Consider the following 14,424-nt stretch of genomic DNA (forward strand, 5'->3'; position numbering starts at 1 on the left):
AATATTGCGAAACCAGCTTCGTCATCCACACTACCGCGAGACCGACTGCGCCGCCTCGAAGAAGGCCGCGACGTTCTCGACCGGGGTGTGCCGGTCGACGCCGTGGCCGAGGTTGAGGATGTGCCCCGCCTCGCCGGCGGCGTCGACGATCTCCAGGGTGCGCTCGCGGACGGCGTCGGGCTCGCCGTAGAGCAGCGCGGGATCGAGGTTGCCCTGGATCGGTCTGTCGCCCAGTTGCTCGCGAGCCGCGGCGACGTCGACCGTCCAGTCGAGGCCGACCACGTCGGCGCCGGTGTCGGCGAGTAAGTCGAGGTTACCCGAGAGGTTCCGGGCGAAGACGATCGTGGGCGCGTCGGTCGCCTCGACGATCTCGCGGTGTAACGGGAGGACGAAGCGCCGGTAGTCTGCGGGCGAGAGGAGGCCAGCGTAGGTGTCGAACAGCTGGATCGCGTCGGCACCCGACTCGACCTGGAATTCGACGTAATCGACTATCACGTCCGTGAACGCGCGCAGGAGGCGCTCGAATGCCTCGGGGTGCTCGGCGCGCAGTCGGCGCACGGCCATGAAGCTCCGCGAGGGCTCGCCCTGGCAGGTGTAGGCGGCGAGGGTGAACGGACCGCCCGTGAAGCCGAGCGTCGCGGCGTCCGACCCGAGTTCGGCGGCAAGTCGAGAGAGCAATTCTCCGACGTAGGGGAGGTGCTCGCGGACGTCCTCGACCGTCCGGTCCGTATCGGCCGGCGACTCGACCGGGTTCTCGACGACGGGGCCCACGCCCGACTCCAGATGGTACGAGAAGCCGAGCGGTTCGAGCACCGTCAGGATATCCGAGTACATGACGACGGCATCCGGTTCGAACCGTTCGTAGGGCTGGAGGCTGATCTCGGCCGCGAGGTCGGGCGTCGAGATGGCCTCGAGGAAGGAGTAATCCGCGCGCAGTTCGCGATACTCGGGAAGGTACCGCCCCGCCTGTCGCATCATCCAGACCGGCGGCCGCTCGGTTCGCTCCCCGCGGGCCGCCCGGAGAAACAGGTCTCTCATGGGCGGTGATTCGGGGGGAGCGGGCCTAACCCTTGTGACCCGCGACGGGTTCGATCTGAACGGTCGCCGCCCTTCGATTTCAATCGAGCACCGACTATCCGTTGCGACCGGTCACCGCCCGTCGACGGCGCCGGTTTCGAGATACCGGGAGGGGACGTGTACCTTGAGCGGGGCGGGGACGTACCGGACGAGCCTGACGGCGAGGTCGGCGAGCGACTTGCGAAGGAGGACGTAGACGGTCGAGACCGCGAGGAGACCGCCAACAGGGCCCCAGGCGATCGGGCCGGCGGGCTCGGCAGCCAGGCCGATCACGGCGACGCCGGCGACGCTCGCGAGCCCGAGGTCCTCCGGCGAGCCGTCGTAGCGGACCCAGCGCCTGGCCGTGAGCCAGCGGTCGTGGTAGTGGCTGTAGACCGCGCGGTCGCTGCCGGCCTGCCAGGGCCGGAGTTCGAGGCCGGCGCCGGCGACGTCGGTCGCGGCGTGGAGCGCGGCCGCAGTGAGCGCGATCGCGACGCCCACCGTCACGGCCGACGGGGCGACCAGCGCAGCGGCGGTCGCGGGAATCGCCGCGAGCCAGCCGTAGATGGGGTAGTGGAGGGTTCGTCGATGCCCGACGTAGAGGTCGAGATCCGGCAGGAGGCCACCGACGAGGCCCGCCAGGATTGCGACCGGCGCCAGCTCCGGCGCGCCAACAACGACGGGAAGAGCGAGGGCCATTCCCAGCAACGCGTGCGTCGTCGCCATCATTGTGTACCTGAAATAGGGAGGCTGACCCTATAGCCGTTTCGCGGCCCAAAAGACGGCGATTCGGTTTTGGCTCCAATGGCAAGGATTAGGGCGCACGCGCCCCGAGGTGTGGACAACGGACGTGCCCCTCCTCTCGTCGACCTCCCTCGTGACCGTCGGCCTCGCCCTCGTCGTGGGCGGGCTAGTGACGTCGCTCTGGCTCGGCGTCGACCGGCGCGAAGCGGACGTCGCCGTCAACGCGGCCGCCGCGCTCGCCGCGACCGCGAGCCCGCTCGTCGTGGAGTACGGCATCGCCAGTCTCGTCGACACCAGCGTCGACTTCGGACCGATCCTGCCGCTGTGTATCGCCGTGGCCGGCTTTCTTCATATGCTCGGCATGCACGGGTGGTACGACACGGTCTGGTGGTGGGATCACGTGACCCACACCGTCTCGGCGGCGCTGGTCGCCGCGCTCGTCTACGCGTGGGTGGTCGTCGCCGGCGCCGACGTGTTGCCGGGCCCGCTTGGCCGGTCCGTCGGGGCGGCGACGATCGGCCTCACCCTCGCTGCCGGCGTCGCCTGGGAGGTCCTCGAACACGCCGCCAGAGTCGCCAGCGACCGCGCCGGGATCGAACGCGTCCTCGAACACTACGGCCGATTCGACACGCCGCTCGACCTCCTCTTCGACGGGATTGGTGCAATCGCCATCGTCGCACTCGACGGCCGCATCTTCACGCCGCTGTTCGAACCGATTCCCGGCCTGTCGCGGACGCTACTTTCCTGGTTCGTCGTGGCCATCGGCGCGATCGCCGCCGCCTCGGCGGTGGTCGTCGTCGCCGGACGCGAGGGGTGACGTGCGGTCGGTGCGCTCGTGTATTTCTGATTGACCGCGACGGCCGGGGACGTGACCGCCGGGACAGTCGCCGACGTACTCTTCTGCAACCGGCCGTTCGAAATGTTCTTTTTGCTGTCGGGTGGATCGAAATTCGATGTCCTCACGGAGAGCCCTCCTGGCGGCTACCGGTACGGCCGCTTCCGTCGGAACAGCCGGCTGTATCGGTCTGATTCGCCGCGAGCTTGCCGGTTATACCCCGATCGACGGCCCCTGTGACGAGCCCGCTGGCGCGTGGCCGACCGCCGGTGGCGATCCCGGACGCACCGGTCGGACCGACACCGCTCCGCCGGCGCACGACGCCGCCGCTGTGGACCTGCTCGCCGGTGTCCGTGACGATAGTCAGCAACACTCCTCGTCCCTCCCCGTGGTCGGGGATGGAACGGTGTACGTCCCCGCGACCGGAGGACTCGTCGCGATCGACCTCGACGCGCCGCTGGACGGGCCGATCTGGAATCGCGACCTCGACGACGGCATCAATGCCGTCCCGGTGCTCGCCTGCGGGGCCGTCTTCACCCCGGGAACGAATCGACTGGCCGCCCTCGACCGGGCATCGGGCGACCGGTACTGGCGAGCTGACGCCGTAAGTCACCACTACAACGATGTCACTGCCGCGGTTCTCGATGACACCATCTACGTCGCCGGATTGAGTCCCACCGCCGTCGACATATTTACCGGGACGGTCCAGTGGCTCAAGGGTGCCGGCACGACGCTTTCGCTCGACGACGGAGGCGTCTACACGACTCGCAATGACTCGCGGGTCAGCGGTATCTTCGCGTACGACCTGAACGGCGAGGAACGCTGGCACGTCTCGGGCGCGTTCGTCGGGTCCCCCACGGTCCTCGACGGAACTGCCTGGGCCGTCGACGACAGCGGGACGGTATACGCAATCGACGCCAGGACCGGGGACGTCGACTGGTCCCGCTTGCTTCCGGGTGTCGACAGAGCCGACGCCGGACTCGCGGTGGCCGGCGACGAGGTATTCGTTCCCGCCGGCACCGGGTCCACGAGCGTGGCTCTCGACGCGACCACGGGCGAGATCCGCTGGACCGCCGGCACCGGGATCGTCACCAGCCGTCCGGTGGTCGGCGACGACTGGGTCGCGTTCGGACGGACGAACGACGGAGTCACCGTCTACGACCGATCGACGGGCGAGGAACGGATCACCTGGTCGCGCGCGGCGTATCACCTCGGGACGATCGATGGGCTCGTCCCGGTTGAAGACGGGTTCGTAATCCGGGAGGGAACCTCCATGGGCCTCTCACTGCTTCGGTAACCGACACGCATCCGCAGGCAGTGTGGACTCAGTAGTCAGAGGCGGAACTGTAGTATAGCGCTCGCTACGTTTCCGAGGAGTCGTCACCGAAGGAACGCTCCGCATTCGAGAACTGGTACGCCGGTCGCACGTCCCCGAGAAGCGTTTCGACGACCTCCCAGAGAATCAGAGAAGGCGTCTCGTGTTCGAACGTGAGGCCCCATCGGTCCGTCTCATCGGCGGCGGTGTACTGGAAGTGCGCCCGTCCAAGGTCGGGGTGGTCCTCGTCCTGATGCCAACCAGCGTGAAACCCCGTATTCGGGTCGGTGAAGTCGATGCGGAACCAATCGTGTGGATCCTGACGATACCACTTAATCGTCAAGGTCGGAGACTCGGGCCCCGCCGGCGGATCGAGACGAGTCGGGTCGAACGTCGCCCGTAACTGCGTTGCCTCGATATCGTCCGGCACAAACTCGACCGCCGTTATTTGGGGAACGCGGTCGAGTACGTCACGCTTCAGTTGGGCGTAGAGATTCGCGTTCGGGTCACTGCCCGGATGCGGAACGGACATCCGTCAGCAGTTCGCCCCGGCGGGCTCCGTCGTGGGAGCCAGAAAGTCCCATTCGCGGACGGCGAACCCGACGATCTCGATGCGTCGTTGCAGGTGGTCCCACTCGCCGGCGATCTCGCGACGGCGATCCTCCTCGTCGGCGTCGAGGGCCTCGTCGGCGATGGTACCGCGAAGCTGGTTCGGTGTTTCGACGTCGAACTCGTCCTGCCACCCTCTGATCCGGGCCTTCATGTCGGTAAGGCGGTCGGTGAGTTCCTCGACAGTGTGCTCGCCGTCTCGTAGCCGCATCGACTCCTGCATCGCCTGCCGGCGGTAGTCCGGGTAGTACGTCGTGTGCGTGCCGCGGTCGTCACAGTGGAGGACCCCGTCCTCGACGAGCCGTTCGAGGACGCGGCTTGTGGGGCCGTGCGACCAGTCCGCTTCGGCGGCGATCCAGTTCGCCGTCTGTGGCTCCGACAACTGCCGGGCGACCATCCGCACGCGGTCCTCGCCGGTGGTCTGCCGGTCTCGTAGTCCCGTGTCCGTATCAAATTCGTCTTCGCTCATACGCGCTCGTTCGGCCTCTGTCTTAATATAGGTTGAGATGGTTCGTCGTATATTGAGTGGACCTCGATCCCTATCCAGATGTATTGGGTGAGAGTCGGACCGGACCACAGAACGTTCTCCACAGTGTACCAGCTTGACCCCGGCCACTGACGGTAACTGAGGGGGAGAAGACTACAGCAGAGCCCCCTACTCGTCCACCTGGAATTCCGGCCGGTAGGTGACAGTGCCGCTCACGTCCTCCAGAGCCCCATCGGTCACACGGGGACGGCGTCCCGTTCGGCGGCCCAGTCGTACTCGGAGAGGGCAGCTTTGACGACCGGAATACGGTCGGCCAGATGCTCCCACTCGCCGGCGACGTCTCGCCGAGCCGTTCGCTCGGACGGATCGTCGACGTCGGAGATGCTGGCACGCAGTTGACCGGGTGAATCGACGTCGTATTCGACTTTCCAGTCCGCGATCGTCGTCCGCATCGATTCGAGCGCGGTGGTCAACTCCTCGCGGTCGTGTTCGCGCTGGAGACTGGCGACCTCTCGGTAGGTGGCCATGAGTTGGTCGACGCAGTAGAGCGTCTGATCACCGTGTTCGAGCCGTCGAAGGACATCGTCTTCGACGAGCTGGTCGAGGTATTTCTGGGCCGTCTTCTGCGAGACGTCCGTCTCGTCCGCGACCCAGGAAGCGGTACGCGGTGTTCTGAGCGTCCGCGCTGCCGCCCGGACCCGCTCTCCGCGCGTCATCGACGGGCCGGCCGGATCGTCACCGGTTTCGGTATCGTCGGGCATGGCTGGTACTACGGCGGCGGCGGTGAACATATATCCATCGGGTAGAATATATCTCCTTCATCCGTGCGGATACGATTATTCACTGCGACCGTGAGGTCGCGAGCCCGTTTGCCGACCGAGATACACTCAGAGAGAGAGATCGCGTTCGAACTACCGGCAGTGGCTACGGTAAAAGCGTCAGGTGAAAATACCGTCACACCTGCTCGCGGAGTTCGCGGACCGCCGCCACCGAGTCAGCCTCTGGATCCGGGAGGGACTCGAAGAGAACGGTTCCCAGCGGGACCTTCTCGCTGTTCTCGCCATCGTCGGGATCTCCTGAGGGCGCCCCCATAGGAACCCGTCCGGTGACAATTGCCATCATTCTGTCGGTACTCAATCGTCAGGTACGATGGCCCCACTAATTCGCGACTCCTGCTGGCTCGAAACGGCAGTGTCCCCAGATGACAACCACCATTTGCTACGGTCACAGCTACCACGCTCCCCTACACCGCTCCGACGGCCGCCATCCCGCCGTACCCGAGGACGAACGCGAGGACGAACGAGCCGATCCAGGCGAGGACCGTCACGCCGAGCTTTCGGGGGCTGACGGACGCGGCGCCGCCGACGGCGAGGCCGCTGCCGACGATCGCGCTCACGACGATCTCGTTGAACGAGACCGGTACGCCAAGCAGGACGGCCGTCTGGGCGATGAGGAACGAGGGGACCAGCGTCGCGATGGAGCGCCGCGGGCCCAGCGAGGCGTACTCCTGAGAGACCGCCTTGATCATTCTGGGTGCACCGGTCCAGGAGCCGACGAGGATCCCCAGGCCACCGCCGAGGAGGACGACGATCGGCTGGACCATCGATACCTCGGAGAGCAGAGGCAACAGCGGTCCGACGGCGAGCCCGACCTGACTCGCACCGGCAGAGAAGGCGACGAGGCCGCCGAGGACGAGCAGGAATCGCCGGAGTCCGCCGTGTAAGTCACGGCGGACGTCCCAGCGGACGACGACCGCGGCGAGGAGTCCGACGCCGAACGAGGTCGCAATCGCGCTCGCGGTCGCGCCGATGGGCAGCGCGCGGGCGCCGCCGGCCGCGAGACTCCCGCCGATCGGCGCCAGGAACGAAAACTCCAGGTTCGCGATGACGGCCCCGACGACGCCGGCGAGGATCGGGACGCTCCGGGTCTCGGGGACGGATTGGCGGGGGAGAACGCTCGCGATTCCGTAGGCGATCCCGCCACCGACGAACGGTGTGAAAAGCCACAGCGCGCCGATCTCGACGTACTTCGCCCACGCGGGCGACCCGCCCAGGGCCAGCCCGACGCCGATCACCGACCCGGTGACGGTGAAGGCCGTCGCGATGGGGTAGCCGGTCGCGATCCCGATCGCCATCAGGCCGGCGCCGATGAGCAACACGGCGATGACGCCGGTCGGCGGGAGCGTGACGCCGTCGACGAGACCGCTGCCGACGGCCTCCGAGACGTTCGCACCCTGCGTCACCGCCCCGACGAAGCCCAGGATCCCGACGATAAAGGCGGCCCGCATCGTCGAGATGGCGTTGGCCCCGACGGCGGGGGCGAATGGGGTCGCGCCGCTCGAACCGGCGCCGATGACCCAGGCCATGAAGAGACTCGCGAGTGCGGCCAGGCCGAACAGGAGAACGGTCGCTAGATCCATCTATCGTCTCACGTATAGAAAGTGTAAGCGAGGGTGATTCAGCACGTGATGCTCAGTCGGCCGAGGCGGCCGTTGCGTCGGTGTCCTGCGAGCGGCTGCGCCAGACGCCCTGGAGGTACGCGCCGGCGAACATGCCGACGAGTGCCCACAGGATGGTGACGTTGCCGATGCCGATGCTGGCGTAGGCCGCGCCGGGACAGATCCCGGAGAGACCCCAGCCGACGCCGAAGATCGACCCGCCGATCAGCACGTTGCGATCGAAGGGCTTGAGGCGGCGTTCGTACGCGTCGCCCGTCATCGGCGCGCGATCGCGGATCCGGGGGACGAGGAAGAACGCGATCCCCGTCACGATCGCCGCACCGAACATGACGAACGGGAGCCCGAAGTCCTCGAACTGGAGGAAGTCGAGCACGACCTCCGGTCGGGCCATGTGGCTGTAGGCCAGGCCGAACCCGAAGACGAGGCCGCCGACGAGTACGAGCGGTCCGAACAGCGGGTGCTCGGTGCGGTCAGGGGCCGCCATTACGGGCTCACCCCCAGTGCGGCGACGACCTGTGCGGTCACGATCGCGACGGCGAGGAACGTGATCACGCCGACGATCGAGGTCTTCGAGGCCGAGCCGACGCCACAGACGCCGTGGCCCGAGGTGCAACCTTTCCCGATTCGGGTGCCGATGCCGACGAGCACGCCGCCGAGCAGGAGTCGCCAGGGTTGGACATCCGTCATCCAGGCGCCGCCCTGCCAGAAGACGGCGTAGACCGCCCCGCCGAGGACGATCCCGACGGTGAAGAGGACGCGCCAGTCCCGGTCGTACCGGTACTTCTGGAAGCGCGACTGCCCGGAAACGTACGACAGCGTCGACTCGAGGAAGGTGCTCGCACCGGCGATGATCCCCGTCCCGAGGTAGATGAGTACGGCGCCGAGGCCGACGAGCAGGCCCCCGATGGCGTAGCGGCCGATCCCGTTGGGGAACGGCTCTGCCGGGATCGCGAGGGGGGCGAACTCGGCGGCTGCCGAGAGCGATGTGAGGTCGGCCGCCGCCAGCAGCGGCGTGAGTTCAGGAGGCATTGCGATCTCGATCACGGTGTTCAGTCACCGGCCAGCGATTCCTGACTGGCCGCGCAGTTGTTCGGGCCGAGCTCGAGTTCGAACGCCTCGTCGTCGGTGGCGGCCTGCTGACCGAGGTTGGTCGGAATGATGTCCTCGTAGTTGGCCGGACGGGGCGGCATGTCCGAGAGGATCAGCTCGATGAAGTCGTCCTTCGCCATCGTGAGTGCGTCCATCTCGTCTTCCAATTGGCCGATCGGAGCCGTATAGGTTCCGTCTGCGGCGGGGTCGGCCGCGTCGCTGAAGTGGGCGCCGCCGATCAGCGTGTCGTCGGGCAGCGTCAGGACGCGTTCCTGGAGCGAGTCGTAGAGCTGTCCCGCGGCTTCGGGGGCGCCGTCGTCGCCCTCCTCCAGATCGGGACGAGCGACGCTCTCGATGAAGAGGCCGTCACCGGTGGCCAGCAGCGAGTCGTCGAACAGGTACGAGGTCATCCCGGAGGTGTGCCCGGGCGTGGAGACGGTCTCGATCGTCGCGTCACCGACCGCGAACTCGTCGCCGTCGGCGGCGAGCGTCAGTTCGTCGGCGTAAGTGACGCCACGGTCGACGGACGCCTCGGGGATCACGCCCTCGACACCCTCGTCGTCAAGCGCACGGACGCCGCTGATGTGGTCCGCGTGGATGTGCGTGTCGATGGCGTAGGTGAGGTCGGCGTCGAGTTCGTCGGCGTCGTCGAGGTAGCGGGTGGTGAACGCCCGAAGCGGGTCGACCACGGCGGCCTCGTCGCCGTCGACGAGGAGGTAGCCGAGACAGCCGCTCGAGGGACGCTGGTACTGGTAGAGCGTTCCGGCGCCGTCGTAGCGCGAGACCTCGACGCGCTCGTAGATGCGCGCCCAGCCGTTCATCCCGTCTTCGAGGTGGTTCGTCTCGTAGCCGCGCTCTTTGAGGACGCCGGCGACGTACTCGCTGGAGCCGCCCTTCGCACAGAGGACCGTGACCTCGCGGTCGTCGGGCACCTGGGCGAGGACGTCGTCGTCGATCTCGTCGTCCAGGAACTCGAAGTAGGGGACGTTGATTGATTCGACGGTCTCACCGTCGATCTTCCACTCGTCGTACTCCGACTCCATGCGCGTGTCGAGCAGTGTGACCTGCTCGCCGTCGTCGATCTGGGCTTTCAGCTCGCTCGGCTCGATCGATTCGATTTCCACGTCGAGTTCGGGTAAGTCCATGTCGGCCATGTTGTACACCGCTTCGTACCGGGTGCTCGCACATAAGGGTTTTCATAGTAATCCCCCATCCACACAATACTGGACAGCAATCCTGTGTGGGAGTGTTCTGTTGTTTGTTCGTATGCGTGCGTGATACGCCAATATAGACCCACCATTTCGCACCCTCGATATCACGGTTGTTCGTATCCACCCCACTAATCGACATTCTTTTATGGTCCGCCCCAATATTGTGTGGTAGCTCCAATACAGAGCACCAATACAACATGAGTTCGCAATACGACATCACCGAGACGCTCGACGTGAAAGGACAGTCCTGCCCAATGCCAGTCGTCAAGACGAAGGGGGCGGTCGACGACCTCGACGAGGGTCAGATCCTCGAAGTCGTCGCGACCGACTCCGGCAGCATGAGCGACCTCGCGGGCTGGGCCGAGGGGACCGAGGGCGTGACCCTCCTGGACCAGGTCGAGGGCGACGACGTCTACAAACACTACGTCGAGAAGACCGCGTAAGATGAGCGCAGAGAACGAACCATCCGCGACTGAAACCGCTGGTCCGGAGATCGACCCCGAGGAGTTCGCGGCGCTGCGCGAGCGCGTCGAGGAGCTCGAAGCGTCGGTCGTCGAGACCGACACCGGAGACGACGGGAAGAAGATGACCATCGTCGCCACCCAGGGCACCTTCGACATGGCCTACCCGCCGCTCATCCTGGCGAGCACGGCCGCCGCCTTCGGCTGGGACGTCGTGGTCTTCCACACGTTCTGGGGTCTCGACATCCTCCACGAGGAGAACTCACAGGACCTCAAACTGTCCGCCGTCGGCAACCCGAACATGCCGCTCCCGAACGCGATCGCTGCGCTCCCCGGCATGGACGCGATGGCGACGAAGATGATGGAGAAGAAGATCGACGAGAACGGCACGGCCACCATCGAGGAACTCATCGACCTGTCGTTAGAGAGCGGCGTCGACCTCCAGGCCTGCCAGATGACCATCGAGTTGATGGACTACGACGAGGACGACTTCTACGACGGCGTCACGACCGGCGTCGGCGCCGCAACCGCGATCCAGCACATGGCCGAATCGGACGTCCAGTTGCTGGTCTGATCGCGCGCAGACATCTCACTACGACACGCGACACCCCACTACCGTACGCGGAACTCCATGACGACAGGCTGTCACCACACTACGACTCACATCGATCTCACCTCACGAACATGAATACGGATCATCCCACGTCGACACCGACCGAACTGCCCGAGCCACCGAGCCTGCGCGTCGTCGAGGCCGTCGCCGAGGCCGACGGAGTCGATCCGGCGATGCTCGATCCGCCCCTCTACGAGGTCCTCGATCCGGAAGCGCTCGACCGCCTGTTCGCGCCCACACCGACCGACCCCTCCCGCGGGACGGTCCGGTTCGACTACCGCGGTCACGAGGTGACGGTCCGGGCGGACGGCACAGTCGACGTCACGTGAGACCCAGACGCTAAACGACCGGGCAATCGCAACCAGCAGCATTTCGATCGATCCGCCATCGCAGACCCAGCGCGGCGCCGTCGTCACGCGTCACCGGAGCGAAGTGGACCGTGGGGACGGCCGTCGAGGCCACATCTGCGAGCGAAACGACGGCCGACGATAACGCACCGCGACGCTGAGCCGGGGGTCGTCCGTTCAGACTGTGCCACAGCCCCACGAGTACACCGATTTCGTCACTTCTGGCGGATGCAGATCACCGAATACAGGATACCGGCGGCGTCCATTTTGATACGGCATCGCGTCCAGAGACGCTGGTCTCCATTCCGGTCGACGGCGTCGAACTCGAGGGCATGCTGGCGGCTCCGGCCGACGCCCCCGGCGTGGTCGTCTTCGCCCACGGGAGCGCCTCGAGCCGGAAGAGTCCCCGCAACAACTTCGTCGCGGACGTCATCCGAAAGCGAGGACTGGGAAGGCTGCTGTTCGACCTACTCACCGAACGGGAAAACCGAAACCGCGAGAAGCGCTTCGACATCCCGTTACTGACAGACCGTCTGGTCGCAGTCACCGAGTGGGTGTGGGACCGGGAGGAGACTCGCGACGCGAACGTCGGATACTTCGGTTCGAGTACGAGCGGCGCATCGGCGCTCCGAGGCGCGACGCGGTTGCAGGGCGAGATCGATGCCGTCGTCTCGCGTGGCGGCCGCGTCTACATGGCGGCCGAGGCGCTTCCAGACGTTCGAGCACCCACCTGTTCATCGTTGGGGTGCCGATACCCAGGTGCTCGAACTCAACAGGGGGCCGCCGCTCAGCTCACCTGCGAGTACGAACTCCACGTCGTGGAGGGCGCCGGCCACCTCTTCGAGGAAGCGGCCGAACTGGAGGAGGTCGCCGCAGTCGCAGCCAACTAGTTCGCAGCGGCGCTTCCCTGAGCGCTCGATGCCGGGACCGCAACTGTGGTGGGTTCGACGACTCTTCGGGCGAGTCGTCACAGCCTCAGAGCCGTGTCGCCCCGGTCCTCGGATCGCTCTCCCCGTTCGTCCTTCCCGAGGAGTGGAGAGTCAGGCGACCCGTCCGTGCATCACCTCCATGGGCAGTCGCCACACCGTCTCGATTCGGTGGTCGACGATCCGTCATCCAGCAGCGTCTCGCGGATGTAAAATCGGTCGACGGCCGCCGTAGGTCGGTAGCCGATCGTGGGCGGCTTCGTACAGAGCCGCGTGGGAATCCCCGCGTCGCTACGGGACGACGAAGAGTCACTCGCCGGGTTCGAGTACCCGCCGCCCCTCCGCCAGAACGGTGGTGATATCGGGCGTGTCGAACAGTTCGCGAACGAAAACGGTGCCAAGGCATATACTCCGGGCTCGCAGAGTCTCAGTCATGCCGATATCTGGTCTCGGACTGCTCGTCCTTCTGTTCGTCCTCGCGTTCGCGTTCGGCGCCTACCGGATCATCCGGACGATCAAGCCCTTCATCGTCAACGCCGTGGTCGGCCTGTTGGGCCTCCTGTTACTCGCCTGGCTCGGCTTCGGCGTCGAGATCACGCCGCTGGTCGTGCTCGTCGTCGCCATCGGCGGCATCCCCGGCGCGATCCTCGTCGTCCTGCTTGCCTACCTCGGGATCGGCTTCGAACCCGCTACAGTGATCGCGCTGCTCGCCGCGATCTAGCCCGTCGTCGCCGCGCCCAAGCGCAACCGGAGCGCTCCCGCTCCGGGTTTTGACCGGGCTCGACATCCATCGAGCGGTCGCGCCCGGTGGACCAGGGGTCCCGTCGGTGAACTACCGTTCACGTCCGTCGGACTGCCGGTCAGGTCCGCCGCGCTACCGGTCGCCGTCGCGATCGTTCGCGACAGCCGTTTCGATGGCGAAACTCGACGCGGAGACGATGTCGCCGATGCCGACCGTGCCGGCGGGGTCCTCGACGACCCGGTTCGGGCAGGCGACGACCGTCGGCGTCGCGAGCTGGCCGCCCTCGGTCGAGGCGCCGACATGGTCGGCGAGGCGTTCGACGGCCTCCCGGCCCTTCGCGGAGGGGTCGTACGTCAGGCCTGTCTCGAGGTCGGCTGGTGCCGTGATGTCGCCCCGTGCGGCCTTGGTCGCGGCGTTGATGGCGGCGAACTCAAGCCCGCGTCGGACCGCGTCCGGCGGGTGGTACGATTCCATCACGGCGAGGTGGTACTCCATCACGTGCAACCGGATGCAGTCGACGCCGAGTTCCGCGCGGAGCGCAGAGAGTATCTGGTAGTGGGCGAGGATCTCGTCGGGGTTGAACGGCGTCTCCTCCGTCGGTCGCGCGGGTACGACGTCCAGACCCGCGTCGTCGGCGAGCAGCGAGAGTTCGTGGGTGTCCGCCCCGATCACGTCCGCCTCCGGAAGGATCCACTCGTAGATGCTCGCTCGGAGGTCGTCGTCGTGAGTCACGGCGTACTCGACGTGGACGTCGACGTCGCCACCGGCCCGGAGCCCGCGGATCACGTCCCGGGCGTGACGCAGCCGCCCCGCGTAGTCGCCGTCGACGTGCGCCGGCGTCAGGTTGTGATAGCCGGCCAGCAGCGCCCCGTCGACGCGGGCGCCGACCTGGTCGACGGCCGCGTCGAGGGCGCCCGCTGACAGGTCGAACTCCGGGGGCCGTGACGCGGCGATGAACCGGGAGTCGTCTGTTGCCCGGACGCCGAACAGTTCGTCGCCGGTCCTGAACTCGAACACCCAGTTGATCTTCGTCCGGTCGGTGTTTACCGCCTCGGCGAGCGGGACGAGCCTGACCGTCCCGCCCTCGACGAGCGGGTACTGGACCCGGTCGGGGCGGTCGAACAGCGACACCTGGCGCTCCGAGAGCAGGTAGGTGTACGCAATCGGGGCCGCCCCCAGCGAGGAGACGAGGTTGGTCATGATACCCGTCTGACCGCCCATCTGCTGGGCGTCGGGCGAAAGCTCCGCCTCGAGGGCGGCGGCGAACGCGCCGGTCATCGCGATCTCGTCGCCCCGGCCGGCCGCCATCGTGTGCGCGATTGCCGCCGCGAGATTGCGCCGCGAGTCGAGCGGGTCCGGCGGCAGTCGATCGCCGGGTTCGGACGGTCGCTCGAGGAACGCCTCGAGGTCGTCGTCGACCCGGACGATGCCGTCCACGTTCGCGTTGTACGCGACGAACAGGGGCAATCCGTCCAGGGCGGCGATGTCGGCGTCGAGCCGCTCGCGCTCGGTGGTCATACGGCCGCCTACC

The 14,424-nt window shown here is 66.7% G+C and carries 17 protein-coding genes and 1 pseudogene; 7 read left to right on the forward strand and 11 right to left on the reverse strand.

Features of this window, described 5'->3' with window-relative positions; genetic code table 11:
- Window positions 1–30: 30 nt before the first annotated feature.
- Together hemE and HALRU_RS14300 are read right to left on the reverse strand one after the other, a co-directional pair.
- Entirely contained in the window at window positions 31–1,038 is a 1,008-nt protein-coding gene (gene hemE / locus HALRU_RS14295) for a uroporphyrinogen decarboxylase (RefSeq protein WP_015302100.1), read from the reverse strand.
- 111 nt (window positions 1,039–1,149) lie between these two features.
- A complete protein-coding gene (locus tag HALRU_RS14300) occupies window positions 1,150–1,785 on the reverse strand; it encodes a hypothetical protein (protein ID WP_015302101.1) in 636 nt (211 codons plus the stop codon).
- 121 nt (window positions 1,786–1,906) lie between these two features.
- On the opposite strand from HALRU_RS14300, the gene HALRU_RS14305 reads away from it, so the two are divergent.
- Both HALRU_RS14305 and HALRU_RS14310 read left to right on the forward strand, forming a co-directional pair.
- Complete coding sequence (locus tag HALRU_RS14305) at window positions 1,907–2,617, forward strand: hypothetical protein (protein ID WP_015302102.1); 711 nt, start codon at window positions 1,907–1,909, stop codon at window positions 2,615–2,617.
- Between the two features lie 136 nt (window positions 2,618–2,753).
- Window positions 2,754–3,932 carry a PQQ-binding-like beta-propeller repeat protein gene (locus tag HALRU_RS14310; protein WP_015302103.1) on the forward strand — a complete coding sequence of 393 codons (1,179 nt, stop codon included), beginning with the start codon at window positions 2,754–2,756 and terminating at the stop codon, window positions 3,930–3,932.
- 64 nt (window positions 3,933–3,996) lie between these two features.
- Here the strand turns inward: HALRU_RS14310 and HALRU_RS14315 are convergent, their stop codons facing one another.
- From HALRU_RS14315 to HALRU_RS14345, 8 genes are all read right to left on the reverse strand, one after another.
- Window positions 3,997–4,482: a hypothetical protein gene (locus tag HALRU_RS14315; RefSeq protein WP_015302104.1), complete on the reverse strand. Its 486-nt coding sequence runs from the start codon at window positions 4,480–4,482 to the stop codon at window positions 3,997–3,999.
- 3 nt (window positions 4,483–4,485) lie between these two features.
- On the reverse strand, window positions 4,486–5,028 hold the full coding sequence (locus HALRU_RS14320) for a DUF7342 family protein (protein WP_015302105.1): 543 nt from the start codon (window positions 5,026–5,028) through the stop codon (window positions 4,486–4,488).
- Window positions 5,029–5,282: 254 nt separating this feature from the next.
- Window positions 5,283–5,807, reverse strand: coding sequence for a DUF7342 family protein (locus HALRU_RS14325; RefSeq protein WP_015302106.1), 525 nt, complete (start codon window positions 5,805–5,807; stop codon window positions 5,283–5,285).
- Window positions 5,808–6,000: 193 nt separating this feature from the next.
- Window positions 6,001–6,138: a hypothetical protein gene (locus HALRU_RS15790; protein WP_015302107.1), complete on the reverse strand. Its 138-nt coding sequence runs from the start codon at window positions 6,136–6,138 to the stop codon at window positions 6,001–6,003.
- Window positions 6,139–6,289: 151 nt separating this feature from the next.
- Window positions 6,290–7,465 (reverse strand): inorganic phosphate transporter, encoded by a 1,176-nt coding sequence (locus HALRU_RS14330; protein ID WP_015302108.1) that lies wholly within the window; start codon window positions 7,463–7,465, stop codon window positions 6,290–6,292.
- 52 nt (window positions 7,466–7,517) lie between these two features.
- The gene (locus tag HALRU_RS14335) at window positions 7,518–7,988 is read right to left on the reverse strand and encodes a YeeE/YedE family protein (protein WP_015302109.1); all 471 of its coding nucleotides are present in this window, start codon (window positions 7,986–7,988) and stop codon (window positions 7,518–7,520) included.
- Window positions 7,988–8,533, reverse strand: a complete 546-nt coding sequence (locus HALRU_RS14340; protein ID WP_015302110.1) for a YeeE/YedE family protein — start codon at window positions 8,531–8,533, stop codon at window positions 7,988–7,990. The genes HALRU_RS14335 and HALRU_RS14340 overlap by 1 nt, the downstream gene beginning before the upstream one ends.
- A gap of 20 nt (window positions 8,534–8,553) precedes the next feature.
- Window positions 8,554–9,747 (reverse strand): MBL fold metallo-hydrolase, encoded by a 1,194-nt coding sequence (locus HALRU_RS14345; protein ID WP_015302111.1) that lies wholly within the window; start codon window positions 9,745–9,747, stop codon window positions 8,554–8,556.
- Window positions 9,748–10,001: 254 nt separating this feature from the next.
- On the opposite strand from HALRU_RS14345, the gene HALRU_RS14350 reads away from it, so the two are divergent.
- The 5 genes and pseudogenes from HALRU_RS14350 to HALRU_RS14370 all read left to right on the forward strand — a co-directional run bounded on the left by HALRU_RS14350 (window position 10,002) and on the right by HALRU_RS14370 (window position 12,872).
- Window positions 10,002–10,247: a sulfurtransferase TusA family protein gene (locus HALRU_RS14350; protein WP_007700612.1), complete on the forward strand. Its 246-nt coding sequence runs from the start codon at window positions 10,002–10,004 to the stop codon at window positions 10,245–10,247.
- 1 nt (window position 10,248) lies between these two features.
- The gene (locus tag HALRU_RS14355) at window positions 10,249–10,839 is read left to right on the forward strand and encodes a DsrE/DsrF/DrsH-like family protein (protein ID WP_015302112.1); all 591 of its coding nucleotides are present in this window, start codon (window positions 10,249–10,251) and stop codon (window positions 10,837–10,839) included.
- A gap of 110 nt (window positions 10,840–10,949) precedes the next feature.
- The gene (locus HALRU_RS14360; protein ID WP_015302113.1) at window positions 10,950–11,207 is read left to right on the forward strand and encodes a HalOD1 output domain-containing protein; all 258 of its coding nucleotides are present in this window, start codon (window positions 10,950–10,952) and stop codon (window positions 11,205–11,207) included.
- A 350-nt stretch (window positions 11,208–11,557) separates the two neighbouring features.
- Window positions 11,558–12,115 (forward strand): annotated as a pseudogene (locus HALRU_RS14365) (dienelactone hydrolase family protein).
- Between the two features lie 469 nt (window positions 12,116–12,584).
- Window positions 12,585–12,872, forward strand: a complete 288-nt coding sequence (locus HALRU_RS14370) for a pro-sigmaK processing inhibitor BofA family protein (protein ID WP_015302115.1) — start codon at window positions 12,585–12,587, stop codon at window positions 12,870–12,872.
- 153 nt (window positions 12,873–13,025) lie between these two features.
- Here the strand turns inward: HALRU_RS14370 and HALRU_RS14375 are convergent, their stop codons facing one another.
- On the reverse strand, window positions 13,026–14,411 hold the full coding sequence (locus HALRU_RS14375) for an ADP-dependent glucokinase/phosphofructokinase (protein ID WP_015302116.1): 1,386 nt from the start codon (window positions 14,409–14,411) through the stop codon (window positions 13,026–13,028).
- Window positions 14,412–14,424: the final 13 nt, after the last annotated feature.

This window comes from Halovivax ruber XH-70 (assembly GCF_000328525.1).
Taxonomy (GTDB): domain Archaea; phylum Halobacteriota; class Halobacteria; order Halobacteriales; family Natrialbaceae; genus Halovivax; species Halovivax ruber.